Source organism: Vagococcus intermedius (genome assembly GCF_029144185.1).
Classification (GTDB): domain Bacteria; phylum Bacillota; class Bacilli; order Lactobacillales; family Vagococcaceae; genus Vagococcus_D; species Vagococcus_D intermedius.
In genome coordinates this window covers 2,041,603-2,062,149 of record NZ_CP110232.1, presented here as the reverse complement: position 1 = coordinate 2,062,149, position 20,547 = coordinate 2,041,603, and the positions used below count along the sequence as shown (strand labels likewise).

Here is a 20,547-nt window from a genome sequence, read left to right as displayed (position 1 = left end):
GAACATGACGAACGTATTTTTAAATAAAGTGATTCGCCAAGGTGACCTTCGGAGAGGCAAGTTATAGATAGACCTCAAGCTGATATAGTCGGAGTATATGTTTGGGTCAGAGGTTATTATGAATCGACTAGCTAGTTAACCGTTTAGGGACAGTGTCATTGGTTTTGTAAGTGGATGAAAGGGCTTAAGAATCTCATGCTTAAGCCTCTTTTTCTAACAAAAAAAGCACCTACTGGGAAGTAGGTGCTTTAAGGGAGATTTTTATTTACTTTGGAGGAGTAAATAATGAAAAAGTTTTTCTAATAGGTTGTTTTGTTGGTATGTCTATATAATAGGCTAGAATTGTGAATAAATTATGACGAAGTGTCAGTTAGTTTTTGAATTATTTGCTAAATAAGTTTTAAGATTACTAAGAAATACTTAAGGTGTCTAAAGGATGTTGAATTTATTCGTAGTGACTTATATCGCTATAACTGATTATACTATCAGTTTGTGTGTCAAAAATACTTAAACTATTGGGCTTGATGTCAGGTAGCTGATTTAAGTGTGAGAGCGAGTGTTTTAATAAAAAATTTAAAGCAACCTTAATTGTAAGCCGATGAGACACGATTAAATAGGTCTTATCAGTTTGTTCAGAAAGTAAGTCTGCTAAAAATGAGGCGATTCGTTGTTCTACCTCTGTAAAATTTTCACCTCCATTTAAAGCTTTAAATGTGTCAGGTTGATGCCAAAAAGCGAACCATTCATCAGCTGATTCTTGTTCAATCGTTTTGGCTAGCTGGCCTTCCCATGCGCCCATATCAATTTCTTGTAACCGCTCATCTATCAAAAGCGAGTGTTGCGTATTGTGAATAATCAGCTCAGCTGTTTGAATGGCTCTCAAACTAGGACTAACATAACAAGCATCGAAGTCGACTGTTGCTAATTTATTTTGAAGTGATTGTGCTTGTTTCACGCCTACATCTGTAAGCATAGAATTTTTTCGACCTTGCATTCGTTGTTGGTGATTCCATTCTGTCTGACCATGTCTGACAAAAGCTAATATCGTCATAATATTCCTCCGTGTTATGTGATAGTTAAACTATACTACGAGAAATAAAAAGAATATAATACAACTTAAGCAATAAATCATAACTAAAACTAATGAATGAGGGAGCCCATGAATTTACATAGCTTACGATTATTTTATGAAACGGCAAGATACCAAAGTGTTACTGTAGCAGCTGAAACTTTAAGAATTAGTCAACCAGCCGTGACAGCACAAATCAAAAAATTGGAAAGAGAACTAGGAGTAACATTATTAATTCCGCTAGGTAGAGGGATTAAATTGACTGATATTGGTCAAGAAATATATGGCTATGCACAGGATTTATTTGCAGTAGAAATGAAAATTTTAAAGAGAGTAGAAGATCAGCAAAGAGAACAAAATGCAGTGATTCGTCTTGCTGGTAATTATGTAAGTACCCGTTATTTATTACCTGAGTGGCAAAAAGCCTATCAAGAGCAAGACCCAACTAGTTCATTTGAGATAGCAACGCTTAGCTCTAAAGAAGGATTGAAGGAGTTAGAAACTGGCAAAGTTGACCTTATGTTAGCTGGCGATTTCAAATCATTTTCGGCTAAGTTAGAGCGCTTTAAAGTCTTTGTTGGTGAGTTTGTTTTTTTAATTGAAACGGATCATTACCTAACAAAAGGCTCAGTAGTTTTATCAGATCTTTCAGAGATACCTTTTATCGGTCGGGATGCTGGTAGTTATACAAAAAGTTGGTTGGAAGAGCTTTATAGTCAAGAAAAACTAACTATGCCATTTTTTAAGGTGAGGGTCAATCATCCTTTGGAAGCACTAGATGCGGTAGAAGGGGGACAGGGAGTCTATGTTTGTCAAAGAAAATTGGCTGAAGAAGCGTTGAAACAGGGGAAAGTAGCAGAGCTTAATATTGATGAGATTGAACGGGAACAAACTATTTATATGTATTGGCACACAACCAATCCTTTGTCGATAGCTAGCCAACGATTTAAAGAGTATATGTGGCAACTAGAAAAGTAAAAAAAGAATGACCTTCAGGTCATTCTTTTTTTACTTTTCTAGTAACATTGAGTTGTGTAGGTAAGAAGTCACTAACTGTTCAGTTGCTTCAATTGAGTCATTGTGAGTTCGTTCGTAAGCATGGCTCGCATCAATTCCAGCCCCAATCAAACCATGACGCACATCAGCACCGGCTTTCATGGCAGCAGATGCATCGCTACCATAGAAAGGATAAATGTCTAGTTGATATGGAATTGAGTTAGTTTGACACAAAGCAACAAGGGTATTTCTTAAACCTAAGTGATAAGGTCCACTAGCATCTTTGACACAAATTGAGACAGTGTATTCGTCAGTCTGTTGGTCATCACCCATAGCACCCATATCAATTGCCATATATTCCACAACTTTTTCGGGGATATTAGAGTTACCTCCGTAACCAATTTCTTCGTTATTTGAAAAGAAAAAATGAGTAGTATGAGGAAGTTCTTGTTTAGTAGTAGCTAGTTGTTTTAAAAACTGGATTAGAATGGCGACGCTAACTTTATCATCTAGATGGCGTGATTTAATAAAACCACTAGTGGTAATTTCAGTCCGTGGCTCAAAACTAATAAAATCGCCCACTTGAATACCTAGAGCTGCTGTTTCTTCAGCCGAAGTAACTTTTTCATCTAAACGAATTTCCATATTTTTTTGATTTCGTTCAGCAGTACCGGCATCTTGATACACATGGACACTTGTTTGATGCATTAAAATTGTTCCGGAAAAAGTTTGACCTGTTTGAGTCGAGATCTGACAATATTCTCCTTCTATGGCATTAAAGCGGAAGCCGCCAATTAAATCTAGTTTTAGGCGACCATCTGGTTTGATTGCTCGCACCATTGCACCAAGTGTATCGACGTGTGCTGTAATGAAACGTTGGGCTACGTCATTTTTGCCAGGGACAGTTACCATAAGGCCCCCTTTATTGGTCATGTTAGCTTGGTAACCATATTCAGCTAATTCAGCTGAGATAAGACGAATAATAGTCTCGGTATCACCTGTAGGGGAGGGAATATTTGTTAAACGGGCTACTAAATCAATTGTTTTTTCAGTCATGTTAACACTCCTTTTGATAGTTAGTTACCGTTCTATCATAACGGATAATTTCTTAAAATAACATGGGAACGTTTTTTTATTTAGTTAATAAAGGTGTTTATTTAGATTAGTAAACAAAAAGATTGCATTATACCCCGAGGGGTATATAATAGAGGTATCAAGTAAATAAAATTAAAGGATGGATGTTATGTTTTTATTCAATAAAGTTCCAACTATTTCTGTTTCAGAATTAGCAGATAAGCTTAAAGAAAAGCCAGTGATTATTGATGTGCGTGAGACGGATGAATTTACTTCAGGACACATACCAGGAGCAAGGCATGTTCCCTTACGCAAGATTGATGCTTATCAGGGGGTTAAAGATAAACCTATCTATCTAGTATGTCATTCAGGTATGCGTAGTAAACAAGCTGCAAGCATTTTAATTAAAGGTGGTTATCAGGCTATAAATGTTAAAGGTGGCATGATGTTATGGCAAGGTGCACGAAAAGGAGGAAAAAATTAATGAAAGTAATTATTATAGGAGGCGTTGCAGGCGGTATGTCAGCTGCAACTCGTTTACGCCGTTTGAATGAAGAGGCAGAAATTATTGTTCTAGAGAAAGGGCCGTTTGTTTCTTTTGCTAATTGTGGTCTTCCTTATTATGTTTCTGGAGAGATAAGTGATCGTGAGGACTTGTTAGTTCAAACACCAGCGAGCCTAAAATCTCGTTTTGATTTAGATGTGAGACCTTTTAGTGAGGCGGTTGCAATTGACGAACAGAAAAAAGTGGTGACTATTGAACATGAGGGACAGTGTTATACCGAAGATTATGATTCTTTGATTTTATCACCGGGAGCGCGTCCTTTTATTCCACCAATTCCAGGAGTATCAGAAGCTGATAATATCTTTACTTTACGAAATGTTCCAGATTTAGATAAAATTATGACGTATGCAGAAACTTATCAACCACAAAGGGCAACAGTTATTGGAGCTGGTTTTATTGGATTGGAAATGGCAGAAAACTTAGCTAAAAAAGGGTTAGATGTGACAATTGTTGAAAAAGCACCACATGTACTGCCACCACTAGATGAAGAGATGGCTGCTTTTGTTGAGGCAGAATTAATTCGCAACAAGGTGACAATTTTAACTGGGGTTGCGGCAACTGTGTTTGAGAATAAGGGAAAAACTATTGTTTTAGATGATAATAGTCAGTTGGAAACTGATTTGATTATCTTATCAGTCGGTGTTTCACCAGAAAATCAATTAGCCAAATCAGCTGGAATTGAATTAGGTCTAAGAGGTGGCATTTTAGTTGATGAACACTATGAAACAAATATTAAAGATATTTATGCAGTCGGCGATGCTATTGTAGTGACACAACAAATTACAGGAGAAGATGCGCTTATTTCTTTGGCATCACCTGCTAATCGACAAGGACGTCAAGTAGCAGATGTTATTTCAGGCTTACCGCGAAAAAATCGTGGGAGCATTGGCACAGCTATTGTACGCGTCTTTAATCTCTCAGCTGCTTCCACAGGATTGACTGAACGCCAAGCTGATTTAGCTGGTTTGGAGTATCAAGTAGTCCATACTAAAGGGAAGGATCATGCCGGTTACTATCCAGGAGCTACACCAATTGTGATGAAGTTGATTTTTAATCCAAGGACAGGTGCGATTTATGGTGCTCAAGGCGTGGGGGCTAAAGGGGTTGATAAACGAATTGATATTTTAGCAACCGCTATTAAAGGAAATCTAACAGTGGAAGATTTGCCAGAATTAGAATTTACCTACGCGCCTCCTTTTGGCGTTGCCAAAGACCCTGTTAATATGTTAGGCTATGTGGCAATGAATGTGATGGAAGGTCAGACAGAGATGGTGCAGTGGCATGAGCTGAATACCGAGTTGGCTAAAGGCTCAGTGTTCCTAGATGTTCGCGGAGAAGGAGAGGTCCAAGCTGGAAAATTAAAAGAAGGTCTTCATATTCCGCTGCCAGAGTTACGTCAACGTATGACTGAGTTATCAAAAGACACATCTTATATTGTGAGTTGTGAGAGTGGTCTCCGTAGTTACATAGCTGAGCGAATTTTAAAACAACATGGCTACTCCGTTCGCAATTTAGATGGTGCATACAGTCTTTATTCAGTTGTACGTCCTCAAGAGCTTTTAAACTAATAAAGAGTAGGATGATGCGTGATGCAATGTGATAAAAAAATAGTTAATCGTTTGAAACGAGCAGAAGGACAAATGCGGGGAATTCAAAAAATGATGGAGGAAGGTCAAGATTGTTATGACATGATGATTCAACTTTCAGCGGTTAGGTCTAGTGTCGATAAAATTATGGGCATCATGGCGGCGCAGAACTTAAAGAATTGTTTAGAACACCCGGATAGTGATCCAAAAATTCAAGATGAAAAAGTCGCACGTGCAATGCAGATGATTGAACGCAAATAAGTGATAACATAGTATGACACCTCATAGCAAAGTAAAAAGAAAACATCGTCAGGTGTTTTCTTTTTACTTTGTGGAGGTTTACAAGGTTTTAAATTCACAGTAAACTAAAGAGATGGATAATTTTAAAAAAAGGGTGGCGAGATAAATGGAAAAAATCAGAGGATTTGAAAGATTAACGACAGCAGATGACTCAATCAATTTACCGATTCGAGCAACTAAAGGAGCCGCAGGGTATGATTTTGAGGCGGCTTGTGATGTAGTCATACCAACTATTTGGAAAAAGGGTATTGGAACAGCACTAAAAGCAGCCTTATTAGGTGAGAAATTATTAACCGATGACACGATGTTAAAACAAGTTAAACCAGTTCTAGTACCAACAGAGATTAAAGCGTATATGGGTGAAAATGAATACTTACAACTCTGCAATCGATCAAGTAATCCGATGAAAAATTTTTTATTATTAGGTAACGGCGTCGGGGTGATTGATAGTGATTATTATGATAATACAAATAATGAAGGTCATATTATGTTTCAATTTATTAATTTTGGTCTGACCGACAAAGTAATAAAAAAAGGTGAACGGATTGGACAAGGTATTTTCTTACCATTTTTAAAAGCCGATGGTGACGAAAGTACCACGGATCGAACAGGTGGCTTTGGTTCATCTGGGAAATAAAAGTAAGTTAGAGTAACAACTGACACAAGGTGTTGGTTGTTATTTTTTATTAACGAATGAAAAACTAAATTTTAATTAAAAAGGGAGTTCTGCGATATTATCGAGGGCGTTAGCGTAGTGGGTATGTTAAAATAAAGAAGAACAAAGTACTAAGAGAAAAAGAGGGATGAGATGGCGAAGAAAGCAAAAACACAGTTTGAATGCCAAGCTTGTGGGTATATCTCTCCGAAATATTTGGGACGTTGTCCAAATTGTGGGCAATGGAATGAAATGTTGGAAGTAAAACTGCAAGAGGAAGTATCACGTAATAGTCGTGTTAGTTTGGCAGGCAAGCGAACAACAGCTACTAAATTAGGGGAAGTTGCATCTAAGAAAGAACCACGTGTGAAAACAAAATTAGGTGAACTGAATCGTGTGCTAGGTGGCGGTGTCGTACCAGGTTCACTAGTTTTAATTGGTGGAGATCCGGGGATTGGAAAGTCAACTTTATTGTTACAAGTATCGCAACAATTACATCAAAGTGGTGGGAAAGTACTCTATGTTTCAGGTGAAGAAAGTGCTGAACAGATTAAGATGCGAGCGGAACGTTTAAGCATTGAGGGTAACGATTTTTTTGTTTACCCTGAAACCGATATGTCTAATATCCGCCAAACTATTGAAGAGTTGGCTCCTGACTACGTTATCATTGATTCAATTCAAACGATGATGCAACCAGAAATTTCCAGTGCAACGGGCAGTGTTAGTCAAGTGCGTGAAACAACAGCTGAATTAATGCAGATTGCAAAAACAAATGGTATTGCTATTTTTATTGTTGGCCATGTTACAAAGGAAGGGTCGTTGGCAGGACCGAGAATGTTAGAACACATGGTAGATACTGTGTTGTACTTTGAAGGGGATCGCCATCACACATTTAGGATACTAAGAGCGGTCAAAAATCGTTTTGGTTCAACCAATGAGATTGGTATTTTTGAAATGAAAGAGCAAGGATTGGTGGAAGTTCAAAATCCTTCCGAAGCCTTTTTAGAAGAACGAATTGATGGAGCGACGGGCTCAGCAATCGTTGTGTCGATGGAAGGAACGAGACCAATCTTGGTTGAGGTTCAGTCTTTGGTAACACCTACCATGTTTGGAAATGCGAAGAGAACGGCAACTGGACTAGATTATAATCGCGTATCATTAATTATGGCAGTTCTTGAAAAACGTGCAGGTCTATTATTACAAAACCAAGATGCATACTTAAAAGCAGCGGGAGGGGTCAAATTGGATGAGCCGGCGATTGATTTGGCTATAGCGGTTGCGTTAGCCTCAAGCTACAAAGAAAAAGGAACTAAACCAACAGAATGTTTCGTCGGCGAAATAGGCTTAACCGGTGAAATTCGTCGTGTCAATCGGATTGAGCAACGTGTCGTTGAAGCTCAAAAATTAGGTTTTAAAAAAATGTACCTTCCAAAAAATAATCTGCAAGGGTGGGAAGCTCCTAAAGGAATTGAGATTGTAGGAGTTGCCACATTAGGAGAAGCGTTACATAAAATTTTTGAAAAATCGGAAGCGGCATTTTAATCATATTAAAGATAAAGGAGGCGATTGAGATTGGTTAAAAAAAGTTTTACCTTTTTAATGGTGATACTAGGCTTAAGTTTAGGGATAAGTTTTCTACCAAGAGCTTGGGAACTCGCTGAAGTCAATCATTATGCCGTATTAAACAACAATTTTACAAATGGACTAATTGGTGGTCTTATTTTTCTTATTATTTCTGTCGCATTTGGAAAATATGCTGTTGCATCAGTAAAAAAAGCAGAAGGTATTTTAAGTGATTATAGTTTGGGATTTTTACTTTTCGGAACTGTGGGGACTGTGTTGGGGTTATTATTAGGTGTATTAGCTTCAATTCCCTTATTTAATTCGAATATCCAAGTTGTAAATAGTGTCGTCCCAACTTTTATCATGTTTGTTTTAGCTTATCTGGGTTTCAGAGTCGGAACAACGAAGCAAGATGAGTGGAAAAAAATATTTTCACCTAAAAATAAAAAAAATCCAACGGAAGATGTTTTAGAGCGTAAAGTAGATGATACCCATCGCAAATATAAGATTTTGGATACAAGTGTGATTATTGATGGTCGTATTTATGATGTCGCTAAAACTGGATTTATTGAAGGGGTTTTATTAATTCCTAATTTTGTTCTATATGAATTACAATATATTGCCGATTCAGGTGATAGTTTAAAACGTGTGCGAGGACGTCGTGGGCTGGATATCTTAAATGAGTTACAGAAAGAAGAAAGTGTTCAAGTTGAAATGTATGAAGGTGATTTTGAAGATATTGCTGAAGTAGATAGTAAGTTATTAAAACTAGCTAAGTTATTAGATGGTGTTGTTGTTACTAATGACTTTAACTTGAATAAAGTTGCTGAATTTCAAAATGTACCGGTATTAAATATCAATGCGTTAGCCAATGCAGTCAAACCGGTTGTTATTCCTGGTGAAAATTTACATGTCTTAGTTGTCAAAGATGGGACAGAACGGCAACAAGGGGTAGCTTATCTAGATGATGGAACGATGATTGTAGTAGAAGATGGTCAACACTACATGAATCAAAAAATTGAAGTTGTTGTCACAAGTGCCCTACAAACTGCGGCTGGACGAATGATTTTTGCTAAACCTGCACACACACAACGCGGGTTAAAACATGATGAGGTCGAGGCTAAAAGTTAGTAATCTACAAAGAGAAGGGGGAGCGTAATGGCTATTAGAATTGGTCAAGGGTTCGATGTCCATCAACTAGTTGAGGGACGACGTTGTGTGATTGGTGGCGTAACTCTACCTTATGAAAAGGGACTTTTGGGGTATACTGATGCTGATGTATTGGTTCATGCCATTATTGATGCAATTCTGGGAGCCGCTGGCCTAGGTGATATTGGTCAGCAATTTCCAGAAACAGAAGCTAAGTATGAAGGAGCCTCTTCGCTCCTACTATTAGAAGAGGTTGTTAAAAAAATCAAGGCCAAGGGCTTTACTATTGGCAATATAGATTGTACAATTTTAGCAGAGAAGCCAAAAATGCTGCCTTATTTAGCAGACATGACGCAACGAATTGCTAAAGTTTGTCAGATAACTGTTCAACAGTTGGCTATTAAAGCGACAACGATGGAAACTATGGGCTTTGTCGGTCGCCAAGAAGGTATTGGTGCAATAGCTGTAGCACTATTGGAAGATAAAAAAGAAAGAGGCGATGATAATGACTAAAAAAGTACGTGTGCGTTACGCACCAAGTCCAACTGGACATTTACACATTGGAAATGCTCGTACAGCATTATTTAATTATTTGTACGCAAAACATCATGATGGAGACTTCATTATCCGTATTGAGGATACTGATTTAAAACGTAATATTGAAGGCGGCGAAAAAAGTCAATTAGAAAACCTTGCTTGGCTAGGGATGGACTGGGCAGAAAGTCCTGAAAATCCAGGTGAATACGGCCCTTATCGTCAATCAGAACGTAAAGATATTTATTTACCATTGATTGATCAATTGTTAGCAAGTAACTTAGCCTATAAATGTTATGCAACTGAAGAAGAATTAGAAGCAATGCGTGAGGAACAACAAGCTCGTGGTGAGATGCCACGTTATAATGGTATGTGTGCCAATTTAACAGCTGAAGAGCAATCAGCTTATGAAGCAGAAGGACGTCAAGCAGTTGTCCGTTTCCGTGTTCCACAAAATAAAGAGTATACCTTTACTGATTTAGTCAAAGGTGACATTACCTTTGAATCTTCAAGTGTAGGTGGAGATTTCGTTATTTTAAAACGAGACGGGATGCCAACTTATAACTTTGCGGTAGCCGTTGATGATCATATGATGGCGATCACACATGTTTTACGTGGTGATGACCATATTGCAAACACACCAAAACAACTCATGATTTATGAAGCATTTGGATGGGAAGCACCAGTCTTTGGTCATATGACTTTAATTATTAACAGTGAGACAGGTAAAAAGTTAAGTAAACGTGATGAAACAATTTTACAGTTTATTGAGCAGTATCGTGAGCTTGGTTACTTACCAGAAGCGATGTTTAACTTCATTGCTTTACTAGGTTGGTCACCAGTTGGTGAAGAAGAAATATTCTCACCAGAACAAATCATTGAAATGTTTGATTCAAATCGCTTGAGTAAATCACCAGCTGCCTTTGATGCTAAAAAATTAGAGTGGGTTAATAACCAATACATTAAAACCTTAGATCTTGATGTTTTAACAGATATGGCTTTACCATTCTTAATTAAAGAAAATCGTGTGGAAGCAGATCCATCAGCTGAAAAGTTAGCATGGGTAAAAAAATTAGTAAGTTTATATCAGCCACAAATGAGTTATGCAGCAGAAATCGTAGCACTTTCAGAATTATTCTTTGGCGATCATCCAGTTGTTGATGAGGTAGCTAAAGAAGTATTGGCTGGTGAAACGGTGCCAACTGTCTTACGTGCGTTTAAAGAGCAGATTGCTTCTTTAGAAGAATTTGATGTACCTGCCATCAAAGCAGCCATTAAAGCTGTTCAAAAAGAAACAGGTGTTAAAGGAAAAAATCTATTTATGCCAATCCGTGTTGCTGTCTCAGGTGAGATGCATGGACCAGAGCTTGGTGATACAATTGTTTTATTAGGAAAAGAAAAAACATTAGACCATTTAACGAAAGCGTTAGCTTAGGTTTAAATGAATAAACTAAAACACGTAGAAAAGAAAAGTAAAATAAAGTAGGTTTACAGAGAGTCTGTCGCCGGTGTAAGCAGATAGCCAATTTATTTTAAATGCCTCTTGGAGTGGCTTTTACCAATAGAGAATGATTCTCTTAGTAGTTGAAGACGCCAGACTGCTCGTTACGCAGCCTAAGAAAATACTTATGTTAAGTATTTTGAAAAAAAGTGGAACCACGTGTTAGCGTCTTTTTATTTGAATGACTTCAAATGAAAAGACGCTTTTTTAATACAAGCAGCATTAATCAAATGAAAAGTAGAGAGGAACATAACATATGATTAAAATCTATAATACGTTAACGCGGAAAAAAGAAGAATTTACGCCACTGGAAGCAGGTAAGGTAAAAATGTACGTCTGTGGACCAACTGTCTACAATTACATTCATATTGGAAACGCTCGTAGCACAATTGCGTTTGATACAATCCGTAAATATTTAGAATATCGTGGATTTGAGGTCAATTACGTGTCTAACTTTACCGATGTGGATGATAAAATAATTCGTACCGCTCAGGAACAAAATATGACACCTAAAGAATTGGCAGATCAATTTATTGAAGCATTTAAGGAAGATACAAGCGCTCTTCAAGTTAAACCGGCGTGTACTCACCCTCGTGTAATTGATCATATGACTGATATTATTGAGTTTATTAAAGGGTTGATCAAATTAGAGTTTGCTTATGAATCAGCTGGCGATGTTTATTATCGAACGCGTAAGTTTGATGGCTACGGTAAGTTAAGTGACCAATCGATTGATGAATTAGAAGTTGGCGCAAGTAATCGTACGGGAGCTGAGCAGTCTAAGAAGGAAGACCCATTAGATTTTGCCTTATGGAAATCTGCGAAAGAAGGGGAAGTCTCATGGCAATCACCATGGGGAGCAGGGCGTCCAGGGTGGCATATTGAATGTTCCGTTATGGCGACAAAATTATTAGGTGAGACAATTGACATCCACGGTGGTGGTCAAGATTTAGCTTTTCCCCATCACGAAAATGAGATTGCTCAAAGCGAAGCTAAGACTGGTCAGAAATTTGCTAATTATTGGATGCACAACGGTTATGTAACGGTAGGAGAGTCTGGGGAAAAGATGAGTAAATCCTTAGGAAATTTTGTCACAGCGCATGATTATATTAAAGCGGGTCATGCTGAGACAGTTCGCTTTGCTTTAGCGACTACTCAATATCGTCGCCCACTACCATTTACAGAAGAGACTTTAAATGAAGCAGCAACGAATTTACAAAAGATTAAAACAGGGCATGATAACTTGTTATTTAGACAAAAAGATGCTGTTACGACAGGCGAGGCTGATCAACAAGATCTTGCACTATTATCAAAATTAGAAGAAAAATTTATTGAAGGTATGGATGATGACTTTAATGTCGCCAATGGTATGACAGTAGTCTATGAGTTGATTAAGTGGATGAATCAATACAGTGAACGAGAAACAGTCTCTCAAAAAGTGAGTCAGAAGGCTTTTGACTTATTAAAAGATTGGGCAACTATTTTTGGGTTTATCATCGAACAAGAAGCCGAACTATTAGATGAGGCAATTGATCAGCTAATTGTAGAGCGAGACCAAGCTAGAGCAGATCGTAATTTTCAACGTAGTGATGAAATTCGAGATTTATTAAAAGAACAAGGAATTGTCTTAGAGGATACAGCTCAAGGGACAAGATGGAGAAGAGACTAATGACAGAGAAACAACCAGATTATAAGTTATTAAATGGGTTAGCGTTGGCCTATGTGGGGGATGCGATTTATGAAATTTATATTCGAGATTTTTTAATTCGCCAAGGCTTAACTAAGCCTAACATGTTGCATAAAACAGCGACTAATTATGTGTCAGCTAAAGCACAATGCAAATTGATGAAAGCGATGATGGAACAAGAAATGTTAACAGAGGAAGAGTTGTTAATGTATAAACGAGGGCGTAATGCTAAAAGTTATACTTCAGCTAAAAATGCTGATATTACGACTTATCGTATTTCTACAGGATTTGAATCGTTGTTTGGTTATCTACATTTAACAGAACAAAAAGAACGTTTAGAAGAGCTAGTAGCATGGTGTATTGCTAAGATTGGAGAAGAAAAAAATGGGTAAAAATTTTCAAGGTTCAGGTGAAAAAAAAAAACACCGTTTTGACAAAGGTGGCAAGGGGAAAAAACGTTATACAGAAGAGAAGCCTAAAAGGGTGGAGGATGTCATCGTAGAGGCCCATGCGGAAGCTGATTTTGTTTTTGGTCGTTATGCTTGTATTGAGGCGATAAGAAATAAACGTGGGAATAAATTGTTTTTACAAGAAGATCTAAAGGGTCCGAAAGTTCAAGAATTAAAAGAATTGGCAGCGGAGATGTCAGTACCTGTCTCATGGGCACCTAAAGCTAAGTTAGATAAACTAACCGATGGAGCAGTTCATCAAGGGATGGTTTTAGGGATTACTCCGTTTGAATACTTGGAGGTAGATGAATTAATTGCAAAAGCTAAGGGAGAAAAAGAAGAACCCTTCTTATTAATTTTAGATGGTTTAGAAGATCCCCACAACTTTGGCTCTATTTTAAGAACAGCTGATGCTACAGGTGTAGATGGCGTAATTATTCCAAAACATCGTGCAGTAGGGATTACGTCAGTTGTCACAAAAACATCGACTGGTGCAGTTGAACATATTCCAGTGGCACGGGCGACTAACTTAAAACAAGCTGTGACATCACTTAAAGAGCAAGGTTTTTGGGTATTTGGAACTGATATGGAAGGAACAGATTACCGTCAGTGGAACGTTTCCGGTTCGATTGCTTTAATCATTGGTAATGAAGGCAAAGGAATGTCTCAGGTCTTGAAAAAAGAAGTAGATCAAATGTTATCAATTCCCATGACGGGTCATGTCCAAAGTCTAAATGCTGGAGTTGCTGGTGGCTTATTAATGTATGAGGTATTTCGTAAAAGAACGAGCTAGTTAGTGGGGAGAGAAAACGTGTGAAGCGTCAAATATTGTTAGTGGATGGATACAATATGATTGGGGCTTGGCCTGAGCTGGTTATGTTAAAAAACCAAGAAAAATTAGAAGATGCTAGAGATGCCTTACTTTTTAAATTATCGAATTACGCTAAATATGAGGATATTGAGGTTATTTGTGTGTTTGATGCACAATTTGTTCCAGGGATTCAAAAAGAATATCAAAAATATCAAGTCACTGTGGTTTTTACAAAAACAGATGAAACGGCAGATAGTTATATTGAGCGACGTGCGGGTGAGTTGGTGTCACGGATTACTCAAGTGACTGTAGCCACAAGTGATTTGGCTGAACAATGGTTAATTTTTTCTAAAGGAGCACTTAGAAAATCAGCTAATGAGCTATTTCGAGATATTGAGCAGACAAAGGTAAAGATAGAGCAAGAAACGTTAGAGTATCGTTATGCTAACTATCGTCGCAATAGTCCTTTTGATGGTAAGCAATTGAAAGAGTTAGACAAGCTATTGCATGATTTATCAAAATAATTTTTCTAATTAATCAAATTGTCTTCCATAAGTGTTAAATAATAAATAAGTGTTTGAATAAGCGTTCGCTATTTATCTCGAATGAGTCATGCTATCATTCGATTATAAAAGGGAAGGCTTATTTTTTTCTGAAAGAAGGTATCCTTAGATGGCATTGGAAAAAGATTATCTTAGTATGGCTAAAGCTGGAGATTCAGAGGCTTTTATCAAAATTTTTGAGCAATATAAGCCGATTGTTTTTAAAATGAAAGGAAAGTATTACGTACAAGAATTAGATGTTGATGATTGGCAGCAAGAAGGACGGCTAGTATTATTTCAGTCTATTCAAACCTATGCCCCTGATCGAGGCATTTCTTTAGGGAGTTTTTTTAGGATGAATCTAGAGCGGCATATTTACACTTTATTGCGTAAACAAGGTGCCGTAAAAAGAAAATTAAATCACCAAGCCTGTTCTTTAGATGAACGTTTAGAAACAGTTGGCGAGACAGTCCTCTTATCTGCTAGTCAATCCTCAGATATTTTTTTAGATTATATTCAAATCAGGTCAGAGTTAGAGACCTACTTTCAAAGTCTATCAGCTTTTGAAACCCGTATTTTCACCCATTATTTAGTGGGAAATTCTTATAAAAAAATGGCGTTAATCGAGGGGTGTCTGGAGCTGAAAGTTAGAAATGGCTTGGATCGTGCACGAAGGAAACTAAAAGAAGTAATTTGTTGACGGTGTTGCCTTCCTTTTTATTAAAGTTAAATTGTAAAAAAAGTTGTTTTTTTAGTGTTGCAATTAGAATAAATTTGTGATAAACTTGAAACTTTTGTGAAAATATGATACTATGGAGCGTAGAGGTGAAGCGAATGCCAACAACATTGTCATCCATTAAAAAGAAAATGGAAGAACGTATCGGCAGTAAAATTATGTTAGTCGCTCAAACTGGTCGTAAGCGCCAAACAGAACACCGTGGTACGTTGACTGAAACGTATCCAGCTGTATTTGTTGTTGATTTAGATCATGATGAGAACTCGTGTGAAAGAGTATCTTATAGTTATACAGATATTTTAACTCATACAGTAGAAGTAGAATTTTTGTAATTTGCTGTTTTTATAATGTCATAGTCTGAAATAAGAGCCTAAGTTTAGAGGCTTTTTATTTTGCCTAAAAAGGAGTGGTCATATGAGGCGTTTATTTATCGATGGAGATGCATGTCCTGTTAAGGATATTGTGATAAAAGTGGGAGGGCTGAGACAATTAGAAGTTGTGATAGTCGCTAGTTTCTCTCATTACTCAACGAAGGAGTTGCCGCAGCACGTTAGTATTCAGTATGTGGATGCAGGAGCAGATGCTGCTGACTACCGGTTAGTAGCCTTACTAGTTAAGGGAGATATCTTAATCACTCAGGATTATGGTCTAGCTGCTTTAGCTCTACCAAAAGGCGTGAGAGTGTTGCATCACACAGGTTATGAGTATACGGCTGATAAAATTGATGTGATGCTTGAGAGTCGCTATTTTAATGCAAAGGTGCGTAAAAGTGGTAAGCGAACAAAAGGACCTAAAAAATTAACAGAGTTAGATAAAAAAGTATTTCATGAGTTGCTAGTCCAAGTTCTATCAGAATAAAAAAAGACTATGGGAGTAATATCCCATAGTCTTTTTATTCATAATTATTATTTTTAATATTAAAAGTATTAATAGCTTCCTCAGGAGCTTTCTTCATCGGATTCTTCCCGACATACTTTGCTTGTACGACCAAGCGATTTGCTCCAGTAGCATCACAAGTTACTAAAGTTAAGAGTGTCTCGTCATCAACATCCTCAATTAAATCAGTACGATTAGGTGCGACATACTCTTTATAAGAAATATCGTATTGATAGACATAGTCTAAATCCGTTAGATAGATACTTTGGCCAAGTGAGACATTTAAGAGAGGGCCAAATAATAATTCAGGCTCTAACATATGGTGACTAGCAAGAGCATAGTTACCGTGTCCCATTTGTTGATCTTCTTTCATTGTACCGGCACCAACAATTAAAGAATAGTTAGAGACACCTTTGAAAATCGGCAAATTTAGGCCAACAGCTGGAATCGCAATACCTCCTAGACCATTGAATTGAACATTATCAGCGTTAGTCCCATTAGTACTACCCTCTGTTTTAGCGTCTGCTTCACTATTAGCAGTTTCTTCTTTAAGTTTAACAACTGCCTCAGCTACAGATTGTAAACTAATGGATTCAACGGAATCAAAATCAAAATTTGCCTCTTTTTTCTGATTTTGTTTAATTTTTTTAGGGGTCATGGTTTCAATGGTCTGTTCTTTTGTCATATTTTTAACAACTTTATTTTTAATAGGACCACTAAATACTAACAGTAATCCGACAACTAGCATCAGTAATAAAAGAATATTTATCAACCAGTGACCAATGCCACGCTTTTTTTTATCTGGAGTAGGTACCTTTGTTTTTTTATTTGTCATGAATATAAGAAACCTCCTTTAATAGTCACATAATAGCATAGTTTTCTAATCGAGGGGTATGATAAAATATTAAAAAAATGAAATATTACAGAAATGTGACTTGGTAACGTTTACTCTAAGTGGGAATGTAATAAAAATTTAACTATTAAGTAGTCCATTTATTGAAGGAAATGGGGTATTATAGAGTTAGTGATATTATAAAAAGAAAAGGGGCAGGGAAAATGATACAAGATCATATTTATATACATTTAGATACGACTAGCAATTCCCTCTTCTCAACGGGATTAAATATGGCTGATTTTATTGAGGCTGATTTTGAAAAACCCGAAAATATCCTATTATTAGATCCTCATGCTAGTGAGGGTGAATACGAGCCGCATACGGGTTTAAAGGTCATTAGAGGGCAACATCAAGTTGAGCGTTATTTTATGTCTAAAAGTAAACAACGCGATGCCCAAATCAAATGGATTGATTTTAAAGACATTGACTTATTACAACAGCTAACGGCAATGGAAGTAGCAGAATTATTATATTTTGGTCACATGAATACGCAATTACATTCACCTTTCTTTTATAAATTACAAAATAATTTTGTGTATTTTGAAAAGCCTGATAAAAAAAATAAAGTTTATTATCGCCAATTAGATGCTTTTTATAATTTGCTAGGACATCACTTAAAAAAATTAGTTTATGAAAGAATCAATCGTCGTAAAGGCTTTTTTAAAGCACCAACAGAAGTTGCGATTGTCCCCGAAAAATCTTTAAAAGTTATGCGTCCACTATTTCAAGAAGGTGTCATCTTTGATACACGTCAAGAAACAGCGATTGATGGTACTTATTGCATTCCTTTATACATTACAGAAGACCACGTAAAGACAATTTCTAATAAATTACTAAAAAAAGAAAATCATATTGGAAATATTATTTATCATGTCCAAAAAGCCAGTTGGGCTGTGGAATTAATTGAATGGGATAGTATCACGACAATCATAACTTGAGTCTGAGAGTCTTTTCTTGGACTTTTTTTTTACTTTGAAAATTGTTATAATATGATAGTTGAGAATACCGAGGAGGAACATAAATTGAAAATTATTACACTATATGGTGGGAAAAGTGCCGAGCATGATGTCTCAGTTTTATCGACATTTTCAATGCTACAAGCTTTGTATTATGATTACTATGATGTCCAATTGGTTTACATTACGCAAGAAGGCCAGTGGTTAAAAGGCAGTCTGTTGACAAGTGCTCCTACTAAACAAGAAGAGCTAGTCTTAACCCCAGAAACAGCTGAAGTTATTCAACCAAGTGATATTAAGGAAGACGATAGTATTGTATTTCCAGTTTTACATGGACCAAATGGAGAAGATGGAACGATTCAAGGTTTATTAGAGGTCTTAGACATGCCGTATGTTGGAGCTGGTGTTTTAACCAGTGCCTGTGGTATGGATAAAATCATGACAAAATATATCTTACAACAAGTAGGAATACCACAAGTTCCTTATGTCTCTGTTTCTAAAACCCTGTGGAAAGAAGAACCAAATTCGATTTTTGATCAATGTGAAGGGTCACTTGTCTACCCAATGTATGTAAAACCAGCTAATATGGGATCTAGTGTGGGTATTAATAAAGCTGATGACCGAGCGTCACTAGAGAATGCGATCAACGAGGCATTCTTGTATGATCAACGTGTTGTGGTAGAACAAGGAATTGAAGCGCGCGAAATTGAAATTGCTGTATTAGGGAATGAAGAAGTTCGCACAACCTTAGCAGGTGAGGTCGTTAAAACAGTTGATTTTTATGATTATGAATCTAAATATTTAGATAATTCGGCTACCTTACAAATTCCAGCTGACATTCCAGCAGAGGTACATGAGGAAGCACGTCGCTATGCTAAACAAGCTTACTTGGCTTTAGATGGCAGTGGTTTAAGTCGTTGTGATTTCTTCTTAACAAGTAATAATGAATTATTCTTGAACGAAGTTAATACAATGCCTGGCTTTACGCCATTTAGTATGTATCCACTATTATGGGAGAATATGGGAATTAAGTATGGTGATTTAATTGAAGAATTAATTCAATTAGGTTTAATGCGTCACAAACAGCGTAAGGATTTATCAATTTTAGTTAAATAAAAAAGTCTAAAGCTGAACTTTTAAGTTCAGCTTTTGTTTTATAGAAGGAGTGAGTGTGTATGGAGTTGAAAATTAGAGAGGTTGCTGAGTGGATTGGTGCCAAAAATGAGTGGGAAAAGTGGGGAGACTTAAGCTTTAATTCAGTAGAATTTGATACCAGAAAAGTATCAACTGGCACATTATTTGTTCCTTTACAGGGGGGCCAGCGTGATGGGCATGATTTTTTTGAGGTAGCTCGTGAAAAGGGTGCCGTGGTGAGTTTATTTGCCGAAAATATCGAAGAAATACCGGGAGATTTCCCTATTTTAATTGTGGAAGATACGTTAGTTGCTTTCCAAAAATTAGCACAGTATTATTTGGAAAAAATTGGGGTTAAGGTAATTGGGGTTACAGGTAGCAATGGAAAAACAACGACCAAAGATATGGTTGAAAGTGTGTTAGCTCAAGGGTTTAAAACCTATAAGACTCAAGGGAATTACAATAACCATATCGGCTTACCTTATACGATTTTAAGTATGCCGGTAGACACAGAGATGTTGGTTCTAGAAATGGGGATGGATCATTTTGGGGAGATTGAAGTCTTAAGTAAGTTGGCTACTCCTGATATCGCAGCTATCACAATGATTGGCGAATCTCATTTAGAATTTTTGGGAACACGTAAAGGAATCGCACAGGCTAAAATGGAAATTGTTGCAGGCTTAAAACCTCAAGGGCTTCTAATCGTGCCTGGTGATGAACCGCTATTGACGTCATTTTTAGAAGGAGTCAGCCAAGAGGTTGTGACCTTCGGTTTAGAAGATGGGAACCAAATAACAGCTAAAATTAAACATGAGACGCGGACGACGACAACTTTTACAGTTAATAAGTTAGACAATAGTGAGGTAACTATTCCAGTTTTAGGTAGTTATAATGTTAAAAATGCTCTCATTGCAATTACAATTGGTCAATATGTAGGATTAACAGATAGTCAAATTATTAAAGGGTTAGCATTACTAAACTTAACTCAAAGTCGAACTGAGTGGTTAAAGGCCACAAATGGGGCGGAGATTTTAAGTGATGTCTACAATGCCAATCCAACAGCCATGTCTTTAGTGATTCAAGCTTTTGAAGGTTTGGAAACAATCGGGAAAAAAATGGTCGTCTTGGCTGATATGGGTGAGCTGGGAGAGCAGTCAAAAGAATTACACGAAAGTATTGCGGCTTATCTAAATCCTGAAACAATTCAAGAAGTGTATTTGTATGGCACCCAGATGGCAGCGTTAAAAGAAAAATTAGTTACCAAATACGCGCCAGCTAAGCTTCATTACTACCCTGTTGAAGCAAAATCAACCTTGTTAGCGGATGTTGAAGAAAGTTTAACGTCAGATGATATGCTAATGTTAAAAGGTAGTAATAGCATGAAATTAATTGAAATAGTTGAAAAGATAACTGAAAATTAAAACTCCTTTTCATTGTAAAAGAAAACGTAGCGTGTTATACTAATACGG

General features: G+C 36.9%; 22 protein-coding genes and 1 other annotated feature. Of the genes, 19 read left to right on the top strand and 3 right to left on the bottom strand.

Annotated features, from left to right (window positions below):
- Positions 1–445: 445 nt before the first annotated feature.
- Positions 446–1,051: a histidine phosphatase family protein gene (locus tag OL234_RS09600; protein WP_275469007.1), complete on the bottom strand. Its 606-nt coding sequence runs from the start codon at positions 1,049–1,051 to the stop codon at positions 446–448.
- A gap of 108 nt (positions 1,052–1,159) precedes the next feature.
- On the opposite strand from OL234_RS09600, the gene OL234_RS09595 reads away from it, so the two are divergent.
- Positions 1,160–2,047 (top strand): LysR family transcriptional regulator, encoded by an 888-nt coding sequence (locus tag OL234_RS09595; RefSeq protein WP_275469006.1) that lies wholly within the window; start codon positions 1,160–1,162, stop codon positions 2,045–2,047.
- 30 nt (positions 2,048–2,077) lie between these two features.
- On the opposite strand, the gene OL234_RS09590 is transcribed toward OL234_RS09595, so the two are convergent.
- On the bottom strand, positions 2,078–3,121 hold the full coding sequence (locus tag OL234_RS09590; protein WP_275469005.1) for a M42 family metallopeptidase: 1,044 nt from the start codon (positions 3,119–3,121) through the stop codon (positions 2,078–2,080).
- Between the two features lie 187 nt (positions 3,122–3,308).
- Here OL234_RS09590 and OL234_RS09585 point away from each other — a divergent pair, with 187 nt between their 5' ends.
- From OL234_RS09585 to OL234_RS09515, 15 genes are all read left to right on the top strand, one after another.
- Complete coding sequence (locus OL234_RS09585) at positions 3,309–3,623, top strand: rhodanese-like domain-containing protein (protein ID WP_275469004.1); 315 nt, start codon at positions 3,309–3,311, stop codon at positions 3,621–3,623.
- Positions 3,623–5,272, top strand: coding sequence for an FAD-dependent oxidoreductase (locus OL234_RS09580; RefSeq protein WP_275469003.1), 1,650 nt, complete (start codon positions 3,623–3,625; stop codon positions 5,270–5,272). Before OL234_RS09585 ends, OL234_RS09580 begins: the two co-directional genes overlap by 1 nt.
- Before the next feature lie 18 nt (positions 5,273–5,290).
- Positions 5,291–5,551: a metal-sensitive transcriptional regulator gene (locus tag OL234_RS09575; protein WP_275469002.1), complete on the top strand. Its 261-nt coding sequence runs from the start codon at positions 5,291–5,293 to the stop codon at positions 5,549–5,551.
- A gap of 145 nt (positions 5,552–5,696) precedes the next feature.
- Positions 5,697–6,227: a dCTP deaminase/dUTPase family protein gene (locus OL234_RS09570; protein ID WP_275469001.1), complete on the top strand. Its 531-nt coding sequence runs from the start codon at positions 5,697–5,699 to the stop codon at positions 6,225–6,227.
- Between the two features lie 171 nt (positions 6,228–6,398).
- A complete protein-coding gene (gene radA / locus OL234_RS09565) occupies positions 6,399–7,787 on the top strand; it encodes a DNA repair protein RadA (protein WP_275469000.1) in 1,389 nt (462 codons plus the stop codon).
- 30 nt (positions 7,788–7,817) lie between these two features.
- Positions 7,818–8,939, top strand: a complete 1,122-nt coding sequence (locus OL234_RS09560) for a PIN/TRAM domain-containing protein (RefSeq protein ID WP_275468999.1) — start codon at positions 7,818–7,820, stop codon at positions 8,937–8,939.
- Between the two features lie 27 nt (positions 8,940–8,966).
- Positions 8,967–9,470, top strand: coding sequence for a 2-C-methyl-D-erythritol 2,4-cyclodiphosphate synthase (ispF, locus tag OL234_RS09555; RefSeq protein ID WP_275468998.1), 504 nt, complete (start codon positions 8,967–8,969; stop codon positions 9,468–9,470).
- Complete coding sequence (gene gltX / locus OL234_RS09550; RefSeq protein WP_275468997.1) at positions 9,463–10,926, top strand: glutamate--tRNA ligase; 1,464 nt, start codon at positions 9,463–9,465, stop codon at positions 10,924–10,926. Before ispF ends, gltX begins: the two co-directional genes overlap by 8 nt.
- Before the next feature lie 16 nt (positions 10,927–10,942).
- Positions 10,943–11,168: a binding site (T-box leader), on the top strand.
- A gap of 80 nt (positions 11,169–11,248) precedes the next feature.
- Positions 11,249–12,661, top strand: a complete 1,413-nt coding sequence (gene cysS / locus OL234_RS09545) for a cysteine--tRNA ligase (protein ID WP_275468996.1) — start codon at positions 11,249–11,251, stop codon at positions 12,659–12,661.
- Positions 12,646–13,071 (top strand): Mini-ribonuclease 3, encoded by a 426-nt coding sequence (locus OL234_RS09540; RefSeq protein WP_275468995.1) that lies wholly within the window; start codon positions 12,646–12,648, stop codon positions 13,069–13,071. The genes cysS and OL234_RS09540 overlap by 16 nt, the downstream gene beginning before the upstream one ends.
- Positions 13,064–13,921 (top strand): 23S rRNA (guanosine(2251)-2'-O)-methyltransferase RlmB, encoded by an 858-nt coding sequence (gene rlmB, locus OL234_RS09535; RefSeq protein ID WP_275468994.1) that lies wholly within the window; start codon positions 13,064–13,066, stop codon positions 13,919–13,921. The genes OL234_RS09540 and rlmB overlap by 8 nt, the downstream gene beginning before the upstream one ends.
- A 20-nt stretch (positions 13,922–13,941) precedes the next feature.
- A complete protein-coding gene (locus tag OL234_RS09530; protein ID WP_275468993.1) occupies positions 13,942–14,463 on the top strand; it encodes an NYN domain-containing protein in 522 nt (173 codons plus the stop codon).
- 148 nt (positions 14,464–14,611) lie between these two features.
- The gene (locus OL234_RS09525) at positions 14,612–15,181 is read left to right on the top strand and encodes a sigma-70 family RNA polymerase sigma factor (RefSeq protein ID WP_275468992.1); all 570 of its coding nucleotides are present in this window, start codon (positions 14,612–14,614) and stop codon (positions 15,179–15,181) included.
- Positions 15,182–15,315: 134 nt separating this feature from the next.
- On the top strand, positions 15,316–15,549 hold the full coding sequence (locus OL234_RS09520) for a Veg family protein (RefSeq protein ID WP_275468991.1): 234 nt from the start codon (positions 15,316–15,318) through the stop codon (positions 15,547–15,549).
- Positions 15,550–15,631: 82 nt separating this feature from the next.
- Entirely contained in the window at positions 15,632–16,075 is a 444-nt protein-coding gene (locus OL234_RS09515) for a YaiI/YqxD family protein (protein WP_275468990.1), read from the top strand.
- 34 nt (positions 16,076–16,109) lie between these two features.
- On the opposite strand, the gene OL234_RS09510 is transcribed toward OL234_RS09515, so the two are convergent.
- A complete protein-coding gene (locus OL234_RS09510; protein ID WP_275468989.1) occupies positions 16,110–16,928 on the bottom strand; it encodes a class A sortase in 819 nt (272 codons plus the stop codon).
- 221 nt (positions 16,929–17,149) lie between these two features.
- Between OL234_RS09510 and OL234_RS09505 the strand changes: the two genes are divergently transcribed.
- From OL234_RS09505 to OL234_RS09495, 3 genes are all read left to right on the top strand, one after another.
- Positions 17,150–17,926: a hypothetical protein gene (locus OL234_RS09505; protein ID WP_275468988.1), complete on the top strand. Its 777-nt coding sequence runs from the start codon at positions 17,150–17,152 to the stop codon at positions 17,924–17,926.
- Positions 17,927–18,010: 84 nt separating this feature from the next.
- Positions 18,011–19,060 (top strand): D-alanine--D-alanine ligase, encoded by a 1,050-nt coding sequence (locus OL234_RS09500; RefSeq protein ID WP_275468987.1) that lies wholly within the window; start codon positions 18,011–18,013, stop codon positions 19,058–19,060.
- 59 nt (positions 19,061–19,119) lie between these two features.
- Complete coding sequence (locus tag OL234_RS09495) at positions 19,120–20,499, top strand: UDP-N-acetylmuramoyl-tripeptide--D-alanyl-D-alanine ligase (RefSeq protein WP_275468986.1); 1,380 nt, start codon at positions 19,120–19,122, stop codon at positions 20,497–20,499.
- The last annotated feature ends 48 nt before the right edge of the window (positions 20,500–20,547 follow it).

Bases quoted from the DNA above. Each gene is read 5' to 3' on its own strand.
- OL234_RS09600 (WP_275469007.1), bottom strand. From the start codon at position 1,051: ATGACGATATTAGCTTTTGTCAGACATGGTCAGACAGAATGGAATCAC.
- OL234_RS09595 (WP_275469006.1), top strand. From the start codon at position 1,160: ATGAATTTACATAGCTTACGATTATTTTATGAAACGGCAAGATACCAA.
- OL234_RS09590 (WP_275469005.1), bottom strand. From the start codon at position 3,121: ATGACTGAAAAAACAATTGATTTAGTAGCCCGTTTAACAAATATTCCC.
- OL234_RS09585 (WP_275469004.1), top strand. From the start codon at position 3,309: ATGTTTTTATTCAATAAAGTTCCAACTATTTCTGTTTCAGAATTAGCA.
- OL234_RS09580 (WP_275469003.1), top strand. From the start codon at position 3,623: ATGAAAGTAATTATTATAGGAGGCGTTGCAGGCGGTATGTCAGCTGCA.
- OL234_RS09570 (WP_275469001.1), top strand. From the start codon at position 5,697: ATGGAAAAAATCAGAGGATTTGAAAGATTAACGACAGCAGATGACTCA.
- radA (WP_275469000.1), top strand. From the start codon at position 6,399: ATGGCGAAGAAAGCAAAAACACAGTTTGAATGCCAAGCTTGTGGGTAT.
- ispF (WP_275468998.1), top strand. From the start codon at position 8,967: ATGGCTATTAGAATTGGTCAAGGGTTCGATGTCCATCAACTAGTTGAG.
- gltX (WP_275468997.1), top strand. From the start codon at position 9,463: ATGACTAAAAAAGTACGTGTGCGTTACGCACCAAGTCCAACTGGACAT.
- cysS (WP_275468996.1), top strand. From the start codon at position 11,249: ATGATTAAAATCTATAATACGTTAACGCGGAAAAAAGAAGAATTTACG.
- OL234_RS09540 (WP_275468995.1), top strand. From the start codon at position 12,646: ATGGAGAAGAGACTAATGACAGAGAAACAACCAGATTATAAGTTATTA.
- rlmB (WP_275468994.1), top strand. From the start codon at position 13,064: ATGGGTAAAAATTTTCAAGGTTCAGGTGAAAAAAAAAAACACCGTTTT.
- OL234_RS09525 (WP_275468992.1), top strand. From the start codon at position 14,612: ATGGCATTGGAAAAAGATTATCTTAGTATGGCTAAAGCTGGAGATTCA.
- OL234_RS09520 (WP_275468991.1), top strand. From the start codon at position 15,316: ATGCCAACAACATTGTCATCCATTAAAAAGAAAATGGAAGAACGTATC.
- OL234_RS09515 (WP_275468990.1), top strand. From the start codon at position 15,632: ATGAGGCGTTTATTTATCGATGGAGATGCATGTCCTGTTAAGGATATT.
- OL234_RS09510 (WP_275468989.1), bottom strand. From the start codon at position 16,928: ATGACAAATAAAAAAACAAAGGTACCTACTCCAGATAAAAAAAAGCGT.
- OL234_RS09505 (WP_275468988.1), top strand. From the start codon at position 17,150: ATGATACAAGATCATATTTATATACATTTAGATACGACTAGCAATTCC.
- OL234_RS09495 (WP_275468986.1), top strand. From the start codon at position 19,120: ATGGAGTTGAAAATTAGAGAGGTTGCTGAGTGGATTGGTGCCAAAAAT.